The organism is Pseudacidovorax sp. 1753, from assembly GCF_040544975.1.
Lineage (GTDB): Bacteria > Pseudomonadota > Gammaproteobacteria > Burkholderiales > Burkholderiaceae_C > Xenophilus.
This window is the reverse complement of record NZ_JBEPKY010000040.1, coordinates 1-21,874: the sequence shown is the minus strand read 5'-3', so window position 1 is coordinate 21,874 and position 21,874 is coordinate 1. Positions and strand designations below refer to the sequence as shown.

Below are 21,874 nucleotides of genomic sequence, written 5' to 3'. Positions count from 1 at the left end.
CGGAGGTGCCATTCGCGGCGCCGTGCAGTGCCCCAAGCGCGTCGGTGGAAAGCGGGCACCCGTCCGGTGAGGCAAGCCGGTCAGCGCGAGCGTGCACCGGGAGCGCGCATGCCGGTGCCCTCTGCCGGGTTAGTACCCCGCAAGCCCAGCCGCCCAGCCGCCCAACCGCCCGAACGGACCGAACGGACCGAACGGACCGAACCGCCCGATCAACCCCGAGCGCCCCACAAGCGCCCCGGCGTACTAGGCCCTTCGGACGAGTCCCGCCCCCCGCCTATTCCGTCCGATGGATTTGCCGCGCCCGGCGCCCCCGGGACACTGCACCTCGCTTGCCGCATCGAGGTTCCGAGCGCCCCGCCCGCGTCCCGGCCCGGGATGAAGAAAGAAGCCCGGGCGGTGCAGCCCTGTCGTTTGGAAGGAGCGTGCGCGCGATGAGTTGGCGATCGAAAGTGGTCTGGAGCGAAGGCATGCTGCTGCAGCCGCAGCACCTGCAACAGGCCGAGCGCCACGCAGACCATGCGCGCCACCTGCTGCTGCGTGGCACGGCGTCCTGCGGCTGGGGCTTCGCGGCGCTCGACATCGACGCCGCGGCGCTCTCGCTCGGCAAGCTCGCGCTCACCCGCGCCGTGGGCGTCTTCGCCGACGGCACCCCCTTCGACATGCCGGCCGTCGACCCGCTGCCCGAGCCCATCGACGTGCCGGCCAACCTGCGCGACGAGGCCATCGTGCTGGCCCTGCCCGTGCGCCGCGCGGGCGCGCGGGAATCCAACGCCGAAAGCGGCGACGAGGACGAGCTGGTGCGCCACCGCGTGCTCGAGTCCGAGGTGCCCGACGCCAACACCGCCGGCGAGCGCACCGCGCTGCTGCAGCTGGGCGCGCTGCACACCCGGCTGATGCGTGCCGGCGAGGCCACCGATGCGTGGACCACGCTCTCGGTCGCCCGCGTCGTCGAGCGCCGCACCGACAACCAGCTCTCGCTGCACCGCGGCTGGGTCCCGCCCTTGCTGGACGTGGCGGCCCATGCCGTCATCCGCGGCTGGGTGGACGAGCTGCTCGGCCTGCTGCGCCAGCGCGCCGATGCCCTGGCCGGCCGCATGACCCAGGGCGGCACCGGCGGCGTGGCCGAGATCGCCGATTTCATGCTGCTGCAGACCGTCAACCGCCACGAGCCGGTGTTCGCGCACTTCGCACGCGGGCCGCTGCTGCATCCGCTGCGCTTCTACGAGCAGGCGCTGGAGCTGGCCGGCGACCTGGGCACCTTCCGCGACAGCCGCCGCGCCCTGCGCCTGCCGCCCTATGTGCACGACGACCTGGAGGCCAGCTTCCGTCCGCTGATGGACGACCTGCGCCGCAGCCTGTCGATGGTGCTGGAGCAGTCGGCCATCCGCATCGAGCTGCACGACCGCAAGCACGGCGTGCGCGTCGCGCTGATCCCCGACGTGGAACTGCAGCGCAACGCCACCTTCGTGCTGGCCGTGCAGTCGCAGCTGCCCGGCGATGCGCTGCGGGCGCGCTTTCCCACGCAGGTCAAGATCGGTCCGGTCGAGCGCATCCGCGACCTGGTCAACCTGCAGCTGCCGGGCGTGACCCTCACGCCGCTGCCGGTGGCGCCGCGGCAGATCCCCTTCCATGCCGGCGCCAACTACTTCGAGCTGGAGACCAAGGGCAGCGACCTGTGGCGCCAGCTGGAGGCCTCGGGCGGCATGGCGATGCACATCGCGGGCGATTTCCCCGGTCTCGACCTGGCCTTCTGGGCGGTCCGATGACAGCCCCTCGTTTCCTGCTCGCTTCGCGTAGCCGAATGCTCTCTGGAGGCCCTCGTGAGCACGCCTGATCCCTTCGCGGCCTTCGAGTCCGAACGCACCGTCATCAAGCCCAAGCCGCGCACGCCCGGTGCGGGCGGCAATGCGCCGCCGCCGATGATGCCGCCGCCTTCCTCCCCAGGGGCCGAGCCGCCGCCCACCGAGTTGGGCGACCTGGGCCTGCTCAATCCGCTGGTGTCGGCCGCCGGCCGGCTGCTGGTGCTCATGGGCAAGCTGCGCAACCTGGTGCAGCCGCCCGACGTGGGCGCGCTGCGCGCCTCGGCCGCGCAGGCGGTGCAGCAGTTCGAGGCCGACGCGCGCCGCGCCGGCGCCAGCAACGAGACCGTGCTGGCCGCCCGCTACGTGCTGTGCACCGCGCTGGACGAGGCCGTGGCCAACACGCCCTGGGGCGTGTCGGGCGGCTGGAACAAGCAGAGCCTGCTGGTGCAGTTCCACAACGAGACCTGGGGCGGCGAGAAGGTCTTCCAGCTGCTGGCCCGCCTGGCGCAGGACGTGCCCACGCACCGCCAGCTGCTCGAACTCATCTACAGCGTGCTGGCCCTCGGCTTCGAGGGCCGCTACCGCGTGGTCGACAACGGCCGCGCCCAGCTGGACTCGGTGCGCCAGCGCCTGGCCGACCTGATCCGCAAGGACCGTCCGCCGCTGGAGCCGGCCCTGTCGCCGCACTGGCAGGGCGCCGGTGGCGGCAGCGCGCGGCTGCGCGAGTCGGTGCCGCTGTGGGTGGTCGGTGCCGGTTTTCTGCTGCTGCTGGCGCTGGTGTGGTTCGGCCTGCGGCTGTGGCTGGGCAACCTGTCCGACACCACCTGGTCGCGCGTGGCGGGCCTGCGCCTGCCCAACACCCAGCTGGTGCCGCCGCCCGCGCCCGTGCCCGCCAAGTCGCCGCGGCTCGCGCGCTTCCTGGAGGCCGAGGTCAAGCAGGGCCTGGTGACCGTCACCGACGAGGCCGACCGCAGCACGGTGCGGCTGCGCGGCGATGCCTTCTTCGGCTCCGGCAGTGCCGAGCCGATGGCGCAGGCCATGCCGGTGCTGGTGCGCATCGGCCAGGCCCTGGCCGAGGTCAAGGGCGAGGTGCTGATCACCGGCCATTCCGACAGCCAGCCGATCCGCTCGCTGCGCTATCCCTCCAACTGGCACCTGTCCACCGCGCGGGCCGAGGCCGTGCGTCAGGCGCTCACGCCGCTGGTCGACCCGGCCCGCATGAAGGCCGAGGGCAAGGCCGACGCCGAGCCCGTCGCCGCCAACGACACGCCCGCCAACCGGGCGCGCAACCGGCGCGTGGACATCGTGCTGCTCGCTTCGCCCGAAGGAGTGGCGAAATGAAGGCTGTCTTCAAGTTCATCTTCCACCCGGTGCTGCTCACCGTGGTGGCCCTGGCCATCCTGGGCCTGCTGATCTGGTGGATCGGCCCGCTGATCAAGATCGGCGCGCTGGTGCCGCTCGAAAGCGAACTCGCGCGCGCCATCCTCATCGGCGCGATCGTGCTGCTGGTGCTGCTGCGCCTGGCCATCCGCCGCTGGCGCGTGCGTCGTGCGAGCCGCGCGCTGACCGACGGCCTGATGAAGGCGCCGGCCGCCGCCAAGGCCGACGCCCCCGGCAACGGCGAGCAGCAGGTGCTGGCCGACCGCTTCGGCGAGGCCATCGCCACGCTCAAGAAGATGCGCCTCACCGCCGCCGGCAGGAAGCCCGGCTGGCGCGACTGGCTGTCGCTGTCGGGCGGCAGCTACCTCTACGACCTGCCCTGGTATGTCTTCATCGGCGCGCCGGGCTCGGGCAAGACCACGGCGCTGGTCAACTCGGGCCTCTCGTTCCCGCTGGCCGAGAAGTTCGGCGCCGGCGCCATCCGCGGCGTGGGCGGCACCCGCAACTGCGACTGGTGGTTCACCGACGAGGCGGTGCTGATCGACACCGCCGGCCGCTACACCACGCAGGACAGCCATGCCGCCGAGGACAAGAGCGCCTGGGACGGCTTCCTCAACCTGCTGAAGAAGGCCCGCCCGCGCCGGCCGCTCAACGGCGTGTTCCTCACCGTGAGCGTGGCCGACCTGCTGGGCCAGGGCCTGGAGGCGCGCAGCGCGCTGGCGGCATCGATGCGCGCGCGCCTGCTGGAGCTGGACGAGCGCCTGACCACCCGCCTGCCGGTGTACGTGCTGGTGACCAAGAGCGACCTGCTCTACGGCTTCACCGAGTACTTTGCCGACCTGGGCAAGGAGCAGCGGGCGCAGGTCTTCGGCTTCACGCTGGGTCCCGACGAAGGCAGCCATCTGGCCGAGCACGGCCTGCTGCAGCCCTTCCAGCGCGAGTTCTCGCTGCTGCACGACCGCGTCAACAACGGCCTCATCGAGCGCATGCAGCAGGAGACCGACGGCACCCGCCGCGGCGCCATCTTCGGCTTCCCGGCGCAGTTCGCCACCGTGGGCCCGCTGCTCGCGGACCTGCTGGACCAGGTCTTCACCGGCTCGCGCTTCGCCCAGCCGCCGTGGGTGCGCGGCGTGTACTTCACCAGCGGCACGCAGGAGGGCAGCCCCATCGACCGCGTGATGGGCAGCCTGGCGCGCAGCTTCGGCATCGAGCGCGCCATCCTGGCGCCGCAGAAGTCCAGCGGGCGCAGCTACTTCCTCACCACGCTGCTCAAGGACGTGGTGTTTCCCGAGCAGCGCCTGGCCGGCGCCGACGTCAAGCTGGAGCGCAAGCGCCATCTGCAGCGTCTGGCCGGCGTCTCGGCCATGGGCCTGGTCACGCTGGCGCTGCTGGCCGGCTGGGGCTGGTCGGCCTGGCGCAATGCCGAGTACCTGAAGTCGGTCGAGGCCAAGCTGGAGCCCACCCGCCAGTCGCTGGCCACGCTGCCGACGCAGGCCAGCAGCCCCATCGACATGGCGCCGGTGCTGGGCAGCCTGCGCGACGTGTGGCGCACGCCGGTCAACCGCGAGGGCGACACGCCCTTCCTGATGACGCTGGGCCTCTACCAGGGCGACAAGATGGACGCCGCCGCCCAGGCCGCGCACCAGCGCGCGCTGAACGAGGCCTTCCTGCCGCAGCTGGCGCGCCGCATCGAGGACCAGCTGCGCAGCGCCCCGCGCGACAACCTGGAGTACCTGTACGAGGCGCTCAAGAGCTACCTCATGATCCACCAGCCCGAGCACTTCGACCCCGAGGCGCTCAAGGCCTGGATCACGCTGGACTGGGAGCGCACGCTGGACCGCGGCGTGCCGCCCGAGCGCCGCAGGATGCTGGAGGACCAGCTCGACCTCCTGATCGCCCAGGGCCCGCCGCGCTCGCCGCTGCCCATGGACGAGAACCTGGTGCGCAGCACCCGTGGCCTGCTGGCCAGCTACCCACCCGAGCAGCGCATCTTCAGCCGCCTCAAGCGCCAGCGCCTGGGCAAGGACATGCCCGACTTCACCGTGGCCCAGGCCGCCGGTCCTTCGGCGCCGCTGGTGTTCGAGCGGCCCAGCGGCAAGCCGCTGACCGAGGGCGTGCCGGGCCTGTTCACCTACGACGGCTACCACCAGCGCTTCCAGAACGCCGTGGTGCTCGTGACCGGCCAGCTCGCGGCCGAAGACCCGTGGGTGCTCGGTCAGGAGAAGAGCGCCGCCGACCGCGCCCGCGACGCCGCGGCGCTGGGCCAGCTCACCGACCGCGTGCGCCGCCTCTACCTGGAGGAATACGCACGCCTGTGGCAGGCCCTGCTGGCCGACGTGCGCCTGATCCGCGCCGGCGGGCTGGAGAAGAACATCGACATCGCCCGCATCGTCTCGGGCGTGGATTCGCCGCTGGCCAACTTCCTGCGCGCGGTGGTCAAGCAGACCACGCTCACGCCGGCCAAGGACGACAAGTCCGCCGTCGGCAAGGCCGCCGAGACGGTGCGCAACACGCGCAAGGGCCTGGAGGAGCTGTTCGGCGGCAGTGGCAGCGACGCGCAGCGCGCGGTACCGGTGGGCAAGAGCATCGAGTCCATCGTGGACGACCGCTTCGAGAGCCTGCGCCGGCTGGTCACGCCCGCAGCGCCGGGCCAGCCCGCGCCCATCGACGACGCGCTCAAGCTCTTCAACGAGGTCTACGTCTATCTCACGGCGGTGGACACGGCCGTCAAGAGCCGCAGCGCGCCGCCGCCCGGCGACGTGGCCGGCAAGCTCAAGTCCGACGCCGGCCGGCTGCCCGAGCCGGTGCGCTCGATGGTCGAGAACCTCAGCAGCACCGGCGCCGCCCAGGCCCGCGTGGCCGAGCGCGGCAATCTCAGCCAGGACCTGCGCCCGGTCACCGAGTTCTGCCAGCGCGCCATCGCCGGCCGCTATCCCTTCGTGGAAAGCAGCAACCGCGACGTGCTGCCCGAGGACTTCGGCCAGATGTTCGGCCCCGGCGGGTTGATGGACGACTTCTTCCAGAAGAAGCTGGCGCAGCTGGTGGACACCAGCCGCCGGCCGTGGCGCTACCGGCCCATCGCCGAGCAGGGCGCCATCTCGCCGGCGGCACTGCAGCAGTTCGAGCGCGCGGACGTCATCAAGCAGGTGTTCTTCCGCGGCGGCGGCCGCACGCCGGGCATGCGGCTGGACTTCAGGCCGGTGGAGATGGACGCGGGCATCACCAGCTTCTCGCTCGACGTCGATGGTCAGACGGTCAAGTACGCGCACGGCCCCATCGTGCCGATGACCGTGCAGTGGCCCGGGCCGCGCAACACCAACCAGGTGCGCCTGACCATCGCGCCGCCCACCTCGGGCGGCACCTCGGGCCAGGTCACCGAAGGGCCGTGGGCGCTGTTCAAGATGCTCGACCGCGGCCAGCTGGCCTCGGGCGACGGGCCGGAGAAGTTCTTCATCACCTTCCAGCTCGATGCGCGTCGCGCGCGCTTCGAGGTCACGACCAACAGCGTGCAGCATCCGATCCGGATGAAGGAGCTGCGCGAGTTCTCCTGCCCGGAGGGCCTCTGATGGCGGCGCACTTCCTGGCCGAGCCGCAGACGCTGCCGGGCTGGTTCGGCAAGCTGCCGGGCATCGGCGACTTCGCCCACCGGCGCCTGCCTGCGGACTTCCGCGAGGCCTGGGACGGCTGGCTGCAGGAGGGGCTGATGCAGCTGCGCCTGCGACATGAAGGCGAATGGCGCGAGCGCTACCTCGAAGGGCCGCTGTGGTTCTTCGTGCTCGCGCCGGGCGTGGCCGGCGAGGCGGGATGGATCGGCGTGATGATGCCTTCGGTGGATGGCGTGGGGCGCTACTTTCCCTTCACCATCGCCGGCCGTCTGCGTGACGGCGGGCTGCAGCCAGGCGACTGGCAGGCCGTGGCCGCCTGGTGGCAGGACGCCACGCAGGCCGCGCTGCAGTCGCTGGAGCAGGACCTGGATGCGGCCGCCGTCGACGCCCTGCTGGCGGCGCTGGGCGGCCGGACGTCCCCCGCCGCTGCTGGCGGTGCCGCGCCTGCGCCTGCGGCGGGCGAGGGGCAAGGCGCCGCCGCCGGTCCGGGTGCGGTCTCGCATGGGCAGTCGCTGTGGCTCACCCATCCGGAGGCCGGCGCCGCCGGGGCCCAGGTGCTGACCGTGGCCGGCCTGCCGCGCGGCGCCCGGTTCGACCTGCTCTTCGGCTTCGACGATCCGGCCGAAGGCGCTGTGCAGGGAGCGGCGCAATGAGCGATCCCCGCCCCGACGAACCCACCCGCGTCTTCGGCGGCGGCGCGCCCGGCCCCGACGAGGCCACGCGCGTGGTCACCGGCGCCGCTGCAGGCGATGCGACCCGTGTCATCACGGGTGGCGTCGCGCCGGCTGGCGACGCCACGCGGGTCGTCACCGGCAGCATCCTGTCGCCCACCCAGCCGCGCACCGGCACCGGTGCCGCGCCTGCGGGCGGCGGCGATGCCGGCACCTTGCCGCCGGGCAGCGTGATCGCCGAATTCGAGATCACCCGGCTCATCGGCCAGGGTGGCTTCGGCGTGGTCTACGAGGCCTGGGACCACACGCTGGAGCGCGTGGTCGCCATCAAGGAATACCTGCCCACCTCGCTGGCCACCCGCACCGGGGACGGCACCATCATGCCGCTGTCGGAGCGCCACCGCGAGACCTTCGACCTGGGCATGCGCTCCTTCATCAACGAAGCGCGGCTGCTGGCGCAGTTCGACCATCCCTCGCTGCTGAAGGTCTACCGCTTCTGGCAGGAGCGCGGCACCACCTACATGGTGATGCCCTTCTACCGCGGCGACACGCTGCGCCAGGCGCTGGCCGACATCCCGGCCGGCGTGGACGAGGGCTGGCTGCTGCGCGTGATGGACGGCGTGAGCCAGGCCCTGGCCGTGATGCATGCGGCCAACTGCTTCCACCGCGACATCGCGCCCGACAACATCCTGCTGCTCGAAGGCTCGGGCCGGCCGGTGGTGCTGGACTTCGGCGCCGCGCGCCGCGTGATCAGCGACAAGACGCAGGCCATCACCGTCATCCTCAAGCCCGGCTACGCCCCCGTGGAGCAGTACGCCGAGATGCCCGACATGAAGCAGGGCCCGTGGACCGACGTCTACGCCCTGGCGGCCGTGATGCACGTGGCCATCTGCGGCCGGGCGCCGCCGCCCTCGGTGGCCCGCATCCTGAGCGACAGCTACGTGCCGCTGGCCGGCAACGAACAGCTGCTGCAGCGCTACAGCCCGGCCGTGCTGGCCGCGGTGGACGCCGGCCTGGCGGTGCGGCCCGAGGGCCGGCCGCAGTCCATGGCCGAGTTCCGCCAGCAACTGGGCCTGGAAGAGACGACCACCATCGCCGCCACGCGCAGCGCACCGGCCGGCGGCGCGGCCCCGGCCGTGGCCCGCACGCCGGCCGCCGCGCGCACGCAGCCACCCCGGCCCGCGCCTGCACCGGCTGCGGCCGACGGCGGGGCGGGCCGCTCCAAGCTCGTGCCCGTGATCGGCGGCGTGGCGGCGCTGGCCGTCGCGGCGGGCGCGGCGCTGTGGTGGAGCGGGCGCGGCGATGGCGCTGCGCCACCGCCGCCTTCCGCCGTGGCCCAGGCCCCGGTGGCCGATGCGCCCGCTGCCGCGCCCAGCCCGGCCCCCGCGCCACCCGCCCCGCCGCCACGCGTCGCGCCGAAGACGCCGCTCGAATCGCTGCAGGCCCTGTCGGTGGGCGCCACGCCGGGCTTCGACGTCACCGCCACGGCCCGCAAGCCGGAGGTGAGCATCGGCAAGGACAAGCTGGCCTTCGACGTGCGCAGCAACCGCGACGGCTTCGTCTACGTCTTCCTGCTGGCCAGCGGGGGCGAGCTGTTCCAGCTCTTTCCCAACCTGCTGGACCGCCACAACCGCATCACGGCCAACACCGCGCTGGCCCTGCCGCGCGCCTCCTGGCCCATGGAGGCGGGCGGCCCGCCCGGCACCAACCACTTCGCCGTGGTGGTGAGCGAGCGCGAACGCGACTTCAGCGATGCCGGCATGAAGAACGAAGGCGTCTTCCCGCAGTTCCCGGCCGCCGGCCTGGTCGCGATGGAAGCCGCCAACCCCGGCCCTGCCGCCACCGTGCTGCTGGGCCGGCCCGTCTGTCCGCAAAGCGCCGGCTGTGCCGACGCCTACGGCGTGGGGAGCTTCAAGATCGTCGAGAAGTGATCGTCTTCATGGTCTTCCACGCGCGTGAACCGAAGGAGTGATCCATGCAAGCCCTGGCCCCGATTCCCCCGTCCCGTGAGGCGCGCGCGCCTGGCGGCGGCCCCCGTGCCGCGTCCCTGGCCGGCACCGCCGCACTGACGCTGGCGGCGCTGCTGGCGGCCGGCTGTGCCACGCCGCCCCCTCCGCCGCCGCCCCCACCCGCGCCGGTGGCGGCGCCGCAGCCGCCCATCGTGCTGGCCCCGCCGGCACCGCCGCCCGTGGCCGTCCCGGCCCCGCCGCCGCGCACCGGCGGCAGCGTGGCCGGCCAGGCGCGCACCTTCTCGACCCAGCTGGCCACCTACACCGCCACGCCCTTCGACGTGGTGCCCGGCTGGCAGCGCGACGACTTCGTCGACAGCTGGTCGGCCTTCCTCGACAGCTGCAAGGTGCTGGTGCGCCGCGGCCAGCAGTGGCAGCAGGTGTGCGCGCGCGCACGCCAGGTGGACGGCGCCAGCAACCCGGCCATCCGCAGCTTCTACGAAAGCGAGTTCGCGGCCTACCAGATCCGTGACGACGACCGCCGGCCCGACGGCGTGGTCACCGGCTACTTCGAGCCCGAGATCGAAGGCAACCGCAGCTACACGCCGCCCTTCATCTACCCGGTCTATGCGCAGCCGGAGGACATGCTCTTCCTCGACACGCGCCGCCTGCCCGCCGGCAACGGCACCGTGGCCGCGCGGCTGAACGGCCGCAACGTGGTGGTGCAGCAGGGCCTGTCGACGCGCGACATGGGCGCGCCGGGCCTGTATGCGCTGGACCTGTCGCAGATCACGCGCGACACGGTGGACCGCAAGGCCCGCCTGCGCGTCGACGGCCGCCAGCTGGTGCCCTACTACACGCGCGCCGAGATCGAGCGCCTGGGCGTGCCCAATGCCAAGGTGCTGGCCTTCGTGCGCAGCGCCACCGAGCTGTACGAGATGCAGGTGCAGGGCTCGGGCCGCATCCGCCTGCCCGACGGCCAGACGGTGCGCGTGGGCTATGCCGAGCAGAACGGCCAGCCCTTCCGGCCCACGCTGGCCAAGGCGGCCAACGGCAAGGCCAAGACGGCCGTGCGCACCCGCGGTTCGGCCGTCGAGCTGGAGGTCGACGACGACGACGCCGACGAGACCGACACCAGCACCGTGCGCACCCGCGGCTTCGCGCTGGCGCTGCCGGCGCGCAGCGGCCCCGTGGCCGTGCCCGGCCAGCGCACGCCGGCGGCGGCCGCCACCGGCACCGGCATCCAGGACCCGAGCTACGTCTTCTTCAAGGAAGTGCCCACCAGCGCCGACGGGCCGGTCGGCGCGCTGGGCGTGCCGCTGCAGCCGGGCCGCTCCATCGCGGTCGATCCACGCAGTGCGCCGCTGGGCTTTCCGGTCTTCGTCTCCACGCGCCAGCCCGGCAGCGGCACGCCCATGCAGCGGCTGACCATCGCGCAGGACACCGGCGGTGCCATCCGCGGCGCGGTGCGGGCCGACTACTTCTTCGGCAACGGCCGCCAGGCCGCCAACCAGGCGCGCCGCATGAAGGAGCGCGGCCAGCTCTGGCTGCTGCTGCCGCGCGGGCTGACGGTGGCTGCGGCCACGACGGGCGGCGGCTCGGTGCGCACGCGCGGCGCCAGCCTGGCGAACTGCGTCGTGCCGGACGACGACACCTGCGCGGATGACCAGTAGGCCATGCAGAACACCCTCTCGTCCGAAGACAGCGCGGAGCTGGTGCGCCTGTGGCGCCGCCGGCAGACGCTGGCGCCGCACGAGATGGGGCGCATGTACGGCATCGTCGGCACGGCCCTGGGCGACTGCCATCCGCCGGAACTCAAGGCCCTGGGCGAGGGCAGGCAGGAGCTGGTGGCGCAGTTCATCTACCTCAAGGTGCTGCGGCTCGACGCCGACCCGGAGGAGGGCGAGGAGGAGGGCGGCGCCAGCGTCCCCGACCGCGCCGCGCACAGCGCCCCGTCCACCGCCTTCGCCCTGTGCGCCTACTTCCGCCGCTACCTGATCGACTGCACGCGGGCCACCAGCTTCCGCCGCAAGCTGTCGCTGGGCGAGGAGGTGAGCGACGAGCAGCTCGACGCGCACCTGCGCGGCCACCGTGGCGCCGCGGGCGATGCCGCCGGCTGCCTGGCCGAGCACGGCCTGAGCATGGCCGGCGTGGCCGAGGCGGCGCGCCGCTTCATCGCCGGCCTGGGTGAGCCCGAGCGGCTGCTGCTGTGCGAAGGCTTCGGCCGCGAGGCGCCGCTGTCGGGCGTGGCCGCGCGCCATGCCATCGCCTCCTACCACTACCGCGCCGGAAGGCTGGGCCTGGTGCACCGGCGCGAATCGCTGCCGGCGGACTACGGCCGCACCCTGCTGGGCGGCTGGATCGCGCAGACCCTGGGCATCGCCATCGAGCCCGGCAACATGGACGCGATCGGGGCGGTTTTCGAAATCCTCGGTGCTGAGGCGTCCTCCTCCTGACGACATAGACCATCAGGACGGATGCCATGCGCCCCCTCGACCTCTGGCCCCCGCTGGCCCACATCCGCAGCACGCTGGAAGGCCCGCCGGCGCGCCGCCCCGCCGCGGGCCCGGCGCGCGAGGACGCGGGCGTGGACGCCGGCATGCCCACGTCCGCCGACCTGCTGCTGCCGCTGACCGAGCTGGCCCGCCGCCGCGAGGCCCTGGCCGCCCGCGGCTTCGGCGCGCGCTGGGCGCCCGGGCGGCTGCTGTCGGTGCTGTGCGAGGGCCGCCTGCTGGGCGTGCTGCTGGACCGCCTACTGCCCGACGGCCGCTGGCAGGGCTGGCTGGCCGCGGGCGAGGCCGACTGGGCCGGTGCCTGGGACGTGCTGCTGGAGCCTCAGGACGAGCCCTTCGAGCCGCTGTTCGGCGTGGTGCAGGCCTGGAACCCGGTCACGCTGGTGCCCGCGCCGCCGCTGTGCGCGCGCGTGCTGGGCGAGCTGTCGGCCACGCGGCTGGCGGCCATCCGCGCCGTGGCCGACGAATGGGCGGCGCAGCGCGTGGGCGCCCCCGCGGGCGCCGTGCCCGCCACCCCGCCCGCGCCGGGACAGATCGCCTTGCGTGACGTGGCCGGCTGCTTCACGGTGCTCACCGGCACGCCGCTGGCGGCCGAGGGCGATCCGCGGGCCGACTACCAGGTGCTCTACCAGCAGGCCGCGCGGCGGCTGGCGCAGTCGGCGGCGCCGGCCGCGCTGGCGGGGCGCACGCAGGCGCGTTCCGCGGCGTCGCCGGCGGGCGGCCAGGCACGCAACGGCGGCCGCGAGGATGACGCCGGCCCGCTCGGGCGCTTCCTGCGCCGCCTGGGCGGGGGCGGCGGCTTCCGCGGCACCTGGGGCCCGGCCCTGGCCGTTCTTGCGCTGGTGCTCGTGGTGCAGAACGCCGGCCTGCTGCCCGCCCTGCACGGCAGCGACGACGACGCCATGCGCCTGCGCGATGCGCCGCCCACGGCCCCCGCCGCGCCGCAGGCCGACGCGCGGGTGCGCTGGAAGCCCGGCACCGACATGGCCGAGGCCACGCGCCTGCTGCAGACGGCCGGTGCCCAGGCCGTCGCCGGGCCGGACGGGCAGGGCCGCTGGTCGCTGCGGCTGCTGCAGCCGCAGGACGGGCTGGCGGTGCTGCGCTCCTCGCCGCTGGTGGAAGCGGTCGAGCTGCCCTGAAAGCCGTCCCCATGCGCCGTCTGGTCCTGCTGCTCCTACTCGCATCGGCTGCGCTGCCGGCCACGGCCGTGCAGCGCGCGCTGCTGGTGGGCGTCTCGGAGCTGCCCTTCCAGCCCCAGAACCTGTGGCTGCAGGCCCCGCGCAACGACGTGCTGCTGATGCGCGAGGTGCTGCAGCAGCAGGGCTTCGCGCCGGCCGACATCGCCACGCTGGCCGACGGCGTGCCCGGCGCGCAGCCGCCCGACAGCCGCGCCATCGGCCAGGCGTTGCAGCAGCTGCTGGCCCGCTCGGGCCAGGGCGACTTCGTGCTGCTGTACTTCTCGGGCCATGGCACGCGGCTGCGCGACACGGCCAAGCGCTACCAGGAGCCCGACGGCCTGGCCGAGAACTTCCTGGCGCGCGACGTGCGGGGAACCATCGGCGCAGGCCGCGCTCTGAACGGCGGCGTGCGCGACGTCGACGTGGACGGCTGGATCCAGGCCTTCCTCTCGCGTGGCGTCTTCGTGTGGGCGGTGTTCGACACCTGTTCGGCCGCCTCCATGACCCGCAGCACCCGTGCCATCGACACCCCCGACCCCGGCCCGCCGGACGACGAGGTGCGCTGGCGCGGCGTGCGACCCGAACAGCTGACCGGCGGCGATGGCGCCGCGGTCCCCCCTCTGCCCGCCGCGCCGGCTACCGCCGCCGTGCCGCGTGCCCGATACGTGGCCTTCTTCGCTTCGGAGAGCCACCAGGTCACGCCCGAGCTGCGCCTGCCGCGCGGCGATCGGCAGGCCCGTCCGCACGGACTGCTCACCTGGGCCCTGGCCCAGGGGCTGCAGCGCCGTCCCGCCACCTGGCGCGAACTCTTCAACGACGCGCTGGCGGCCTACCCGCCGGTCATCGACGAGCTGGAGCAGCGCTTTCCGCAGCGCGAGCTGCCCTCGCCGGTGGCCGAGGGCAGCCTGGACCTGCCCCTCTTCGACAACAGCAGCCGCCCCCGCAGCACCCAGCCGGCCTGGCCCGCGCAGCGCGCCGGCGCCAGCCTGTCGCTGGACGCCGGCCTGCTCGACGGGCTGGAGGCGCAGCAGCCGGTGACGGTCACGGCCGTGCTGCCCGACGGCAGCGCCCGCAGCGCCACGGCCCGCCTGCAGGAGGCCACGCTCGCCCAATCGCGCCTGGCGGTGCCCGACACCCTGCAGGACGCCGCCGGCGGCGCGCTCTGGAGCGTCGCACCGGTGGAGCCGCCGCCCTCGCTGGTGCTGCGCGTGCGCGCCGACCGGGCCCTGCCCGCCGGCATCAACCTGGACTATCCGGCCGCCATCGAGTCGGTCGATGGCGACGCCGACCTGCTGTGGGCGCCGGCCGGCCGCGCGGGCCAGCGGCTGTCCCCGCTGTCGGCCGACGCGGCGCGCTGGACGGGTGCCGTGCCCGCGCCGCCGCCGCTGACCAGCGATGCCGCCGTGCGCCGGCGGCTGGAGCTCATGGCCCAGCTCAAGTGGTTCGAGCGGCTGCAGCAACTGGCCGACGGCCGCCGCGTGGATGGGCTGGACCTGGCCATCGAGACCTGGGAAGGCGAGCGCCTGGTGGCCAGCCGGCCCGTGCCGGTGGACAGCGTGCTCGCGCCGGCCGAGGGCCAGCGCCTGCGCCTCTTGGTGCGCAACGCCAGCGGCCATTCGCTGGACCTGGCCGTGCTGGCCCTGGACGCGCAGGGCGGCCTGTGGTCCGTCTACCCGGGCGAGGCCGGCGAGGCCAACCGCTTCGAGCGCGGCCAGCCGCAGTCGCCCGCCATGAAGCGCTTCGACCTGCCCGCGGGCGGGGCCGGCCGGCTGCTGGTGGTGGCCAGCCCGGCACTGCCGCAGAGCGCGCCGCGCCTGTTCGGCCTGTCGGGCGCCGCCCCGCTGGCGGACCTGCGCGTGCGCGGCCAGGCGCGGCCCGACCGCGAGCGGCAGGTGCTGGCCGTGGCCGTGCGCTGGGGCGCGGCCCGGGCGCCCTGACCCGCCATCTCCCCTTTCCGGAACACGAGGAACACCATGTCATTCAACCAGGACCAGCAGATCGACGCCGACGAGGCGCTGCGCATGCTCGAACTCTCGCTCAACCGCAGCGACAACATCGACGTGGTGATGACCATCGAGAGCAAGGGCAACCCGATCGAGGGCGAATCGCTCCGGCTCTTCGGCGATGGCAAGAAGCGCATGGCGGTGCTGGGCTACTTCAGCGCCGTGCGGGCCGATGCGGCGCCGGGCGGCACCAAGTCCAAGCTGAGCATGAACGCCATGCTGATCGTGCGGCGCTGCGACGCGGCCACGGCGTCCATCGCCAACCTGATCAAGTCGCAGGCCAGCGATGCCAAGGTCGTGCTGTCCTGCTTCAAGGCGTCCGGCGACTCCTCGAAGGAGCAGGAGTCGACGCTGGAGATCGCGCTCAGCGACGCCCGATTGGCCAACTATGTGCTGGTGACCGGCGGCAGCGTGGGCTTTCCGTGCGAGATCCTGGCCTTCGCCTACCGCAAGCTGAGCATCGCCTCCGCCCCGCAGCTCGACGACGGGCGCCGCGGCGCCATCCGCATGGCCGAACTGGGCTGACCGTCCCCGATCCCCGTCCACCAAGGAGCCCCGAATGAGCACCCCCGAAGAACTGCTGGCCGCCCACGACCCCGCCGGCGCCCTGGCCGCCCTCACCGCGCAGGTGCGCGCCAGGCCGGCCGACATGAAGCTGCGCGTCTTCCTGGCCCAGCTGCTGTGCGTGCTGGGCCAGTGGGAGCGGGCGCTGAACCAGTTGAGCGTGGCCGCCGAGATGGATGCCGCCGCCATTCCCATGAAGCAGATGTACGGCGAGGCCATCCGCTGCGAAGGCCTGCGCGCCGAGGTCTTCGCCGGCAAGCGCACACCCATGATCTTCGGTCAGCCCGACGAATGGCTGGCGCTGCTGGTGGAGTCGCTGCTGCGCATCGGCGCGGGCGATGCCGCGGCCGGCGAGCAGCTGCGCGAGCGCGCCTTCGACGCGGCCCCCGCCACCTCGGGCACGCTCGACGGCCAGCCCTTCGAATGGCTGGCCGACGGCGACATGCGACTGGGCCCGGTGCTGGAGGCCTTCGTCAACGGGCGCTACTACTGGGTGCCCTTCTCGCGCCTGGCGGCCGTCAAGATCGAGGCGCCCGAAGACCTGCGCGATGCCGTGTGGATGCCCGCGCACCTGACCTTCGCCAACGGCGGCGAGGCGCTGGCCCTGATCCCCACGCGCTACGACGGCAGCCAGGCCAGCAGCGACGGCGCGCTGCAACTGGCACGCAAGACCGAATGGCAGGAGCGTGCGCCCGAGGTGTGGACGGGCCTGGGCCAGCGCAGCTTCAGCAGCGACGCGGGCGAGCATGCGTTGATGGACGTGCGCGAGATCGTGTTCGACGTCGTGATGGACGCCGGCGCGGCCGAGACCGGCCAGGGCGACGCCGTGGACGCCGCCCAGGACAGCGCCGCCGGTGGCTGAGCCGCGCGACATCGCGAGCGCGCAGGAGCGCCTGCAGCCCTCGCTGCTCGACCGGCTGGTGGACCTGGAGCCCGGCCGCGAGCGCGAGGGCGACGACCAGCGCACGCTCACGCGCCAGGCGCTGCGCGCCGCGGTGCTGCGCGACCTGGCGTGGCTGTTCAACGCCACGGGCGGCCTACGGGGCCTGGACGAGCGCCGCCATCCGCAGGCGGCGCGCTCGGTGCTGAACTACGGATTGCCTATGCTGTCCGGCCAGTTCACCTCGTCGATCCAGCGTGTCAGCATGGAACAGGCGCTCAAGAACGCAATCCTGCAGTTCGAGCCCCGCATCCTGCCCCGCACCCTGGAAGTTGAACTCGTCATGGAAGGCTCGGCCCTGGACTCCCACAACCGCGTCGGTCTGCAGATCCGCGGCATGCTGTGGGCGCAGCCGGTGCCGCTGGAGTTCCTGATGCGAAGCCGCATCGACCTGGAAGAAGGGCGCGTCGACATCGAGCAGGCCACGCCACCGCGCTGAGGGCACACCATGGACCCCCGGCTGCTGAACCTGTACGAGCAGGAGCTGCGCTACTTCCGCGAGAGCACGTCGGAGTTCGCACGCACCTTCCCCAAGATCGCGCACCGCCTCGGCCTCGAAGGCCAGGAAGTGGCCGACCCCTATGTGGAGCGGCTGATCGAGGCCACGGCCTTCCTGGCCGCGCGCGTCAACCTCAAGCTCGACGCCGACTACCCGCGCTTCACCGGCCACCTGCTGGACATCGTCCATCCGCACTTCCTGGCCCCCACGCCGGCCATGACGGTGTGCGCCTTCGACGTCGACCTGGAAGACGCCAACCTGGCCCGCGGGCCGGTGCTGCCGCGTGGCAGCGGCCTGCGCGCGCGGGCCGCCAGCGGCCAGAACACGCACTGCGAGTTCCGCACGGGGCAGGACCTGCGCGTGTGGCCCGTCGCGCTCACGCAGGCCCAGTACTTCAGCTATGCGCCGGACCTGCCGCTGGCGCGGCATCCACGCGCGCGCGACATCCGCGGCGGCCTGCGCTTCACGCTGCAGGCGACGGCCGGGCTCAACTTCAGCCAGATCCCCATGGACGCGCTGCTGCTGCACTTCGCCGGCGCGGATGACGTGGCCTGGCAGTTGCACGAATGCGTGCTCAACCGGCCGGTGGCCGTATGGCTGCGGCCGCTGGGCACGCCCGCGGGCGGCGCCACGACAGCCGGCCTGCGCGAGCTGCCCGGCAGCACGGTGCAGGAGTGCGGCTTCGACGACGACGAGGCGCTGCTGCCGGTCACCCACACCGGCTTCTCGGGCTTCCGGCTGGTGCAGGAGTACTTCGCCTGCCCAGAGCGCTTCCGCTTCGCGCGGCTCACCGGACTGGCACCGCTGCTGGCGACCATGCCGGTCGCCGAGGTCGAAGTGGTGATCCTGTTCTCGCGCGGAGACGCGGCGCTGGAGAAGCTGGTCGGCCCCGACACCGTGCGGCTGAACTGCGTGCCGGCCATCAACCTCTTCCCCAAGCGGCTGGACCGTGTGCAGGTGGGCGAGGGCGTCAGCCAGTTCCACCTGCTGCCCGACCGCACCCGGCCGCAGGACTTCGAGGTGCACTCGGTGACCGAGGTCGTCGGCCACAGCGGCACGGTGCAGGGCGAGGGCGTGCAGGAGCAGCGCTTCCTGCCTTTCTATGCGGCCTTCCACGGCAGCCGCCATGTGCACCCGGCCTACTACACCACCACGCGCGAGCCGCGCCTGCTGTCGGCGCGCCAGCGCAGTGAGGGCCACCGCAGCAGCCACATCGGCTCGGAGGTCTACCTGCAGATCGTCGATCCGCAGGAGGCGCCCTTCCCGACGCAGCTGCGGCAGCTGGCGGTGTCGGCATTGGTCACCAACCGCGACCTGCCGCTGCTGCTGCCGCAAGGGCGCGACAACGACTTCGAATGCATGGACGCCTTCCCGGTGCAGCGCGTGCGCATGCTGCGGGCGCCGTCGCGGCCGGTCTCGCCGGTGGTGCAGGAAGGCCTGGGCTGGAAGGTGATCGACCACCTGGCGCTCAACTACCTGTCGCTGGCCGACAGCTCGCCCCAGCAGGGTGCGGCGGCGCTGCGCGAGATGCTGCAGCTCTATGCCTCGCATGCCGACGAGTCGCGCCAGGCGCAGGTGCGCGGGCTGCTGTCGGTGCGCACGCGCGCGCTGGTGCGCCGCCTGCCGCTGCCGGGACCGATCGCCTTCGGCCGCGGCCTGGAGGTGGCGCTGGAGGTGGAGCCCACGGCCTTCCACGGCGGCAGCGTGTTCCTGTTCGGCGCCGTCATGTCGCGCTGGCTGGCGCGGCATGTGGAGGTCAACCATTTCGTCGAGACCGTGCTGCACGCCGCCGGCCGCGGCGAGCTGATGCGCTGGAGGCCGCAGTGCGGGACCCGGGCGATCCTGTGAGCACCGGCGGTGCACCCGCAGCCGCCCCGGCCGTGGCCACGCCGGCGCCGGCGCGCGCGGGCGCGGCGCAGTTGCTGGCCGCGCGTGCCGAGCAGGCCTGGGCCTACGACTACTTCGCGCTGATGCGCCGGCTGGAGGCGACCGACCTGTCGGCCCCGCGCTGGGGCCATGCGCTGCGGCCCTCGGCCGAGCCGGTGCGCGTGGGGCAGGAGCCCTCGCTCGCCTTCGCGCCCGCGGGGCTCAGCCGCTTCGAGCTGCCGCAGGGCGATGGCCGGCCACCGCTGATCCGCCAGCATTTCTTTGCCTACGTGGGCCCCAACGGCCCGCTGCCGGTGCACCTGTCGGACTTCATCCGCGAGCGCGCGCTCAACCATGGCGACCGCACCTGGCTGGCCTTCCTCGACACCTTCCTGCACCGCTTCGCGCTGCAGTTCTACCGGGCGTGGTCGCAGGCCCGGCCCGCACCGGGCATGGACCGGCCGGGCGAGGACCCTTTCCGCCACCGCGTGGGCGCGCTGGTCGGCATCGGCGGTGCGGCCCGGCAGCAGCGCGACGACGTGCCGGACGACGCGCGCCTGCATTTCTCGGGCTGGCTCGCGCGGCGCGTGCACAGCGCCGAGGGCGTGGAGCGGGTGCTGTCGGGCTTCTTCGAGGTGCCCGTGCAGCTGGAACGCTGGGTGGGCCACTGGATGACCCTGCCCGTGGACGAGCTCACGCGCCTGGGCGCGAGCAACCCCAACACCGCCTCGCGCACGCTGGGCCTGGGCGCCGTGCTCGGCCGCCGCGTGTGGGACCGGCAGCACAAGGTCTGCCTGCACCTGGGCCCGCTCACGCTGGATCAGTACCGCCGCTTCCTGCCCGACGGCAGCGCGCGCGGCCCGCTGGTGCGCTGGGTGCAGCAGCTGCTGGGCGGCGAGCTGGACTGGGACGCGCGCCTGCTGCTGCAGCGCGCCGAGGTGCCGCCCACGAAGCTGGGCGCCGGCGCGCGCCTGGGCTGGACCAGTTGGATCGGAACCCGCCCGCGCGCGCACCACGCGGTGGACGTGCGCATCGCCGGCCCTTCGCACCTGTCCTCCATCGTCGCCGCGCCCGCGGCGGCCCCTGCCCACGTGGCCTTGTGAAAACACGCGCCGCCGTTCGTTCTGCTTCTACTGGAGAAACCCATGAGTGAAATCAGCCGCACCGCCCTCTTCGGCAAGCTGAATCCCCTGGCCTACAAGGCCATCGAAGGCGCGACGGTCTTCTGCAAGATGCGCGGCAATCCTTATGTGGAGCTGGAGCACTGGTTCGCCCAGCTGCTGCAGAACCAGGAGAGCGACATGCACCGCATCGTGCAGCACTACGGGCTGGACATCTCGCTGCTGGCCAAGGACGTGACGGCTGCGCTGGACCGCCTGCCGCGCGGCGCCACCGCCATCAGCGACTTCTCGCCGCACATCGAGAACGCCATCGAGCGCGCCTGGACCTATGCCACGCTGCAGTTCGGCGAGGCGCAGGTGCGCACCGGCTACATCGTGGTGGGCATGCTCAAGACGCAGAGCCTGCGCAACCCGCTGCTGCAGCTGTCCAAGCAGTTCGAGAAGATCAAGGTCGAGGACCTGGCTGCCAACTTTGCCAAGATCTGCGATGCCTCGGCCGAGGGAAAGATGCGCGCGCAGGACGGCACCGGCATGGGAAGCGGCACGCCGGGCGAGGACAGCGGTGCCATCGCGCCCGCCGCCATGGGCAAGGGCGATGCGCTCAAGAAGTTCACCACCGACCTCACCGAGCAGGCCCGCAGCGGCAAGATGGACCCCATCGTCGGCCGCGACGACGAGATCCGCCAAGTGGTCGACATCCTGATGCGCCGGCGCCAGAACAACCCCATCCTGGTGGGCGAGGCCGGCGTGGGCAAGACGGCCGTGGTCGAGGGCTTTGCCCAGCGCATCGCCCGCGGCGACGTGCCGCCGGCCCTCAAGGACGTGAAGCTGCTGGCCCTGGACGTGGGCCTGCTGCAGGCCGGTGCCAGCATGAAGGGCGAGTTCGAGCAGCGCCTGCGTTCGGTCATCGAAGAGGTGCAGGCCAGCGAGCAGCCGATCATCCTGTTCGTCGACGAGACCCACACGCTGGTGGGTGCCGGCGGCGCGGCCGGCACCGGCGACGCGGCCAACCTGCTCAAGCCCGCCCTGGCGCGCGGCACGCTGCGCACCGTGGGCGCCACCACCTGGGCCGAGTACAAGAAGTACATCGAGAAGGATCCGGCCCTGACCCGCCGCTTCCAGAACGTGCAGGTGGACGAGCCCGACGAGCGCAAGGCCATCCTGATGATGCGCGGCGTGGCCAGCACCATGGAGAAGCACCACCAGGTGCAGATCCTGGACGAGGCGCTGGAAGCCGCGGTCAAGCTGAGCCACCGCTACATCCCGGCGCGCCAGTTGCCCGACAAGAGCGTGAGCCTGCTGGACACTGCCTGCGCGCGCGTGGCCGTGAGCCTGCATGCCACACCGGCCGAGGTGGACGACAGCCGCAAGCGCATCGAGTCGCTGGAGACCGAGTTGCAGATCATCGGCCGCGAGAAGGCCATCGGCATCGAGGTGGCCGAGCGCGAGCAGGCCGTCAATGCCGACCTGGCCGCCGAGCGCGACCGCCTGGGCGACCTCGAAGGCCGCTGGGGCCAGGAGAAGGCGCTGGTGGACGAGCTGCTGGCGCTGCGGGCCAAGCTGCGCAGCGGCGGGCAGCCCGTTGACGTTCCTCCCCCTCCCCCCCTGGGGGAGGGCAGGGGTGGGGGCCCGGCAGCGTCTGCAGCGTCTGCAGAGGGCGGGGGGGGGGGGGGCCCCCCCCCCCCCCCCCCCCCGGGGGGGGGGGGGGGGGGGGGGGGCCCCGCCCACTCGCGATGCGTCGCGGCGCACACGCCCCCATCCCTGCCTTCCCCCAGAGGGGGAA

General features: G+C 73.2%; 15 protein-coding genes. All 15 read left to right on the top strand.

The window, feature by feature from the left end; all coding sequences use genetic code 11:
• The first annotated feature begins 431 nt into the window (after positions 1-431).
• Positions 432-1,766 (top strand): type VI secretion system baseplate subunit TssK, encoded by a 1,335-nt coding sequence (gene tssK / locus ABIC63_RS29345; RefSeq protein ID WP_354322379.1) that lies wholly within the window; start codon positions 432-434, stop codon positions 1,764-1,766.
• A 54-nt stretch (positions 1,767-1,820) separates the two neighbouring features.
• On the top strand, positions 1,821-3,143 hold the full coding sequence (locus tag ABIC63_RS29340) for a DotU family type VI secretion system protein (RefSeq protein ID WP_354322378.1): 1,323 nt from the start codon (positions 1,821-1,823) through the stop codon (positions 3,141-3,143).
• A complete protein-coding gene (gene tssM / locus ABIC63_RS29335) occupies positions 3,140-6,748 on the top strand; it encodes a type VI secretion system membrane subunit TssM (protein WP_354322377.1) in 3,609 nt (1,202 codons plus the stop codon). Before ABIC63_RS29340 ends, tssM begins: the two co-directional genes overlap by 4 nt.
• On the top strand, positions 6,748-7,440 hold the full coding sequence (gene tagF / locus ABIC63_RS29330; protein WP_294377766.1) for a type VI secretion system-associated protein TagF: 693 nt from the start codon (positions 6,748-6,750) through the stop codon (positions 7,438-7,440). Before tssM ends, tagF begins: the two co-directional genes overlap by 1 nt.
• Entirely contained in the window at positions 7,437-9,389 is a 1,953-nt protein-coding gene (locus ABIC63_RS29325) for a serine/threonine protein kinase (protein ID WP_354322376.1), read from the top strand. The genes tagF and ABIC63_RS29325 overlap by 4 nt, the downstream gene beginning before the upstream one ends.
• Positions 9,390-9,433: 44 nt before the next feature.
• Positions 9,434-11,080, top strand: a complete 1,647-nt coding sequence (mltA, locus tag ABIC63_RS29320; RefSeq protein ID WP_354322375.1) for a murein transglycosylase A — start codon at positions 9,434-9,436, stop codon at positions 11,078-11,080.
• Positions 11,081-11,083: 3 nt separating this feature from the next.
• Complete coding sequence (locus ABIC63_RS29315) at positions 11,084-11,863, top strand: hypothetical protein (RefSeq protein WP_294377756.1); 780 nt, start codon at positions 11,084-11,086, stop codon at positions 11,861-11,863.
• 26 nt (positions 11,864-11,889) lie between these two features.
• On the top strand, positions 11,890-13,059 hold the full coding sequence (locus tag ABIC63_RS29310) for a hypothetical protein (RefSeq protein WP_354322374.1): 1,170 nt from the start codon (positions 11,890-11,892) through the stop codon (positions 13,057-13,059).
• A gap of 11 nt (positions 13,060-13,070) precedes the next feature.
• Positions 13,071-15,035: a caspase family protein gene (locus ABIC63_RS29305; RefSeq protein WP_354322373.1), complete on the top strand. Its 1,965-nt coding sequence runs from the start codon at positions 13,071-13,073 to the stop codon at positions 15,033-15,035.
• A 36-nt stretch (positions 15,036-15,071) separates the two neighbouring features.
• Positions 15,072-15,626, top strand: coding sequence for a type VI secretion system tube protein Hcp (locus ABIC63_RS29300; RefSeq protein WP_294377749.1), 555 nt, complete (start codon positions 15,072-15,074; stop codon positions 15,624-15,626).
• A 34-nt stretch (positions 15,627-15,660) separates the two neighbouring features.
• Positions 15,661-16,527 (top strand): type VI secretion system accessory protein TagJ, encoded by an 867-nt coding sequence (locus tag ABIC63_RS29295; RefSeq protein WP_294377747.1) that lies wholly within the window; start codon positions 15,661-15,663, stop codon positions 16,525-16,527.
• Positions 16,520-17,044, top strand: coding sequence for a type VI secretion system baseplate subunit TssE (tssE, locus tag ABIC63_RS29290; RefSeq protein WP_234197456.1), 525 nt, complete (start codon positions 16,520-16,522; stop codon positions 17,042-17,044). The genes ABIC63_RS29295 and tssE overlap by 8 nt, the downstream gene beginning before the upstream one ends.
• A 9-nt stretch (positions 17,045-17,053) precedes the next feature.
• The gene (gene tssF, locus ABIC63_RS29285) at positions 17,054-18,952 is read left to right on the top strand and encodes a type VI secretion system baseplate subunit TssF (protein WP_294377743.1); all 1,899 of its coding nucleotides are present in this window, start codon (positions 17,054-17,056) and stop codon (positions 18,950-18,952) included.
• Positions 18,949-20,073, top strand: a complete 1,125-nt coding sequence (tssG, locus tag ABIC63_RS29280; RefSeq protein ID WP_354322372.1) for a type VI secretion system baseplate subunit TssG — start codon at positions 18,949-18,951, stop codon at positions 20,071-20,073. The genes tssF and tssG overlap by 4 nt, the downstream gene beginning before the upstream one ends.
• A gap of 42 nt (positions 20,074-20,115) precedes the next feature.
• The coding region (locus tag ABIC63_RS29275) for a Clp protease N-terminal domain-containing protein (RefSeq protein WP_354322371.1) at positions 20,116-21,874 on the top strand (1,759 nt) is incomplete at its 3' end.

Excerpts from the sequence above, each read along its gene's own strand:
- tssK (WP_354322379.1), top strand. The coding sequence starts at position 432 with ATGAGTTGGCGATCGAAAGTGGTCTGGAGCGAAGGCATGCTGCTGCAG.
- tssM (WP_354322377.1), top strand. The coding sequence starts at position 3,140 with ATGAAGGCTGTCTTCAAGTTCATCTTCCACCCGGTGCTGCTCACCGTG.
- tagF (WP_294377766.1), top strand. The coding sequence starts at position 6,748 with ATGGCGGCGCACTTCCTGGCCGAGCCGCAGACGCTGCCGGGCTGGTTC.
- ABIC63_RS29325 (WP_354322376.1), top strand. The coding sequence starts at position 7,437 with ATGAGCGATCCCCGCCCCGACGAACCCACCCGCGTCTTCGGCGGCGGC.
- mltA (WP_354322375.1), top strand. The coding sequence starts at position 9,434 with ATGCAAGCCCTGGCCCCGATTCCCCCGTCCCGTGAGGCGCGCGCGCCT.
- ABIC63_RS29315 (WP_294377756.1), top strand. The coding sequence starts at position 11,084 with ATGCAGAACACCCTCTCGTCCGAAGACAGCGCGGAGCTGGTGCGCCTG.
- ABIC63_RS29310 (WP_354322374.1), top strand. The coding sequence starts at position 11,890 with ATGCGCCCCCTCGACCTCTGGCCCCCGCTGGCCCACATCCGCAGCACG.
- ABIC63_RS29305 (WP_354322373.1), top strand. The coding sequence starts at position 13,071 with ATGCGCCGTCTGGTCCTGCTGCTCCTACTCGCATCGGCTGCGCTGCCG.
- ABIC63_RS29300 (WP_294377749.1), top strand. The coding sequence starts at position 15,072 with ATGTCATTCAACCAGGACCAGCAGATCGACGCCGACGAGGCGCTGCGC.
- ABIC63_RS29295 (WP_294377747.1), top strand. The coding sequence starts at position 15,661 with ATGAGCACCCCCGAAGAACTGCTGGCCGCCCACGACCCCGCCGGCGCC.
- tssF (WP_294377743.1), top strand. The coding sequence starts at position 17,054 with ATGGACCCCCGGCTGCTGAACCTGTACGAGCAGGAGCTGCGCTACTTC.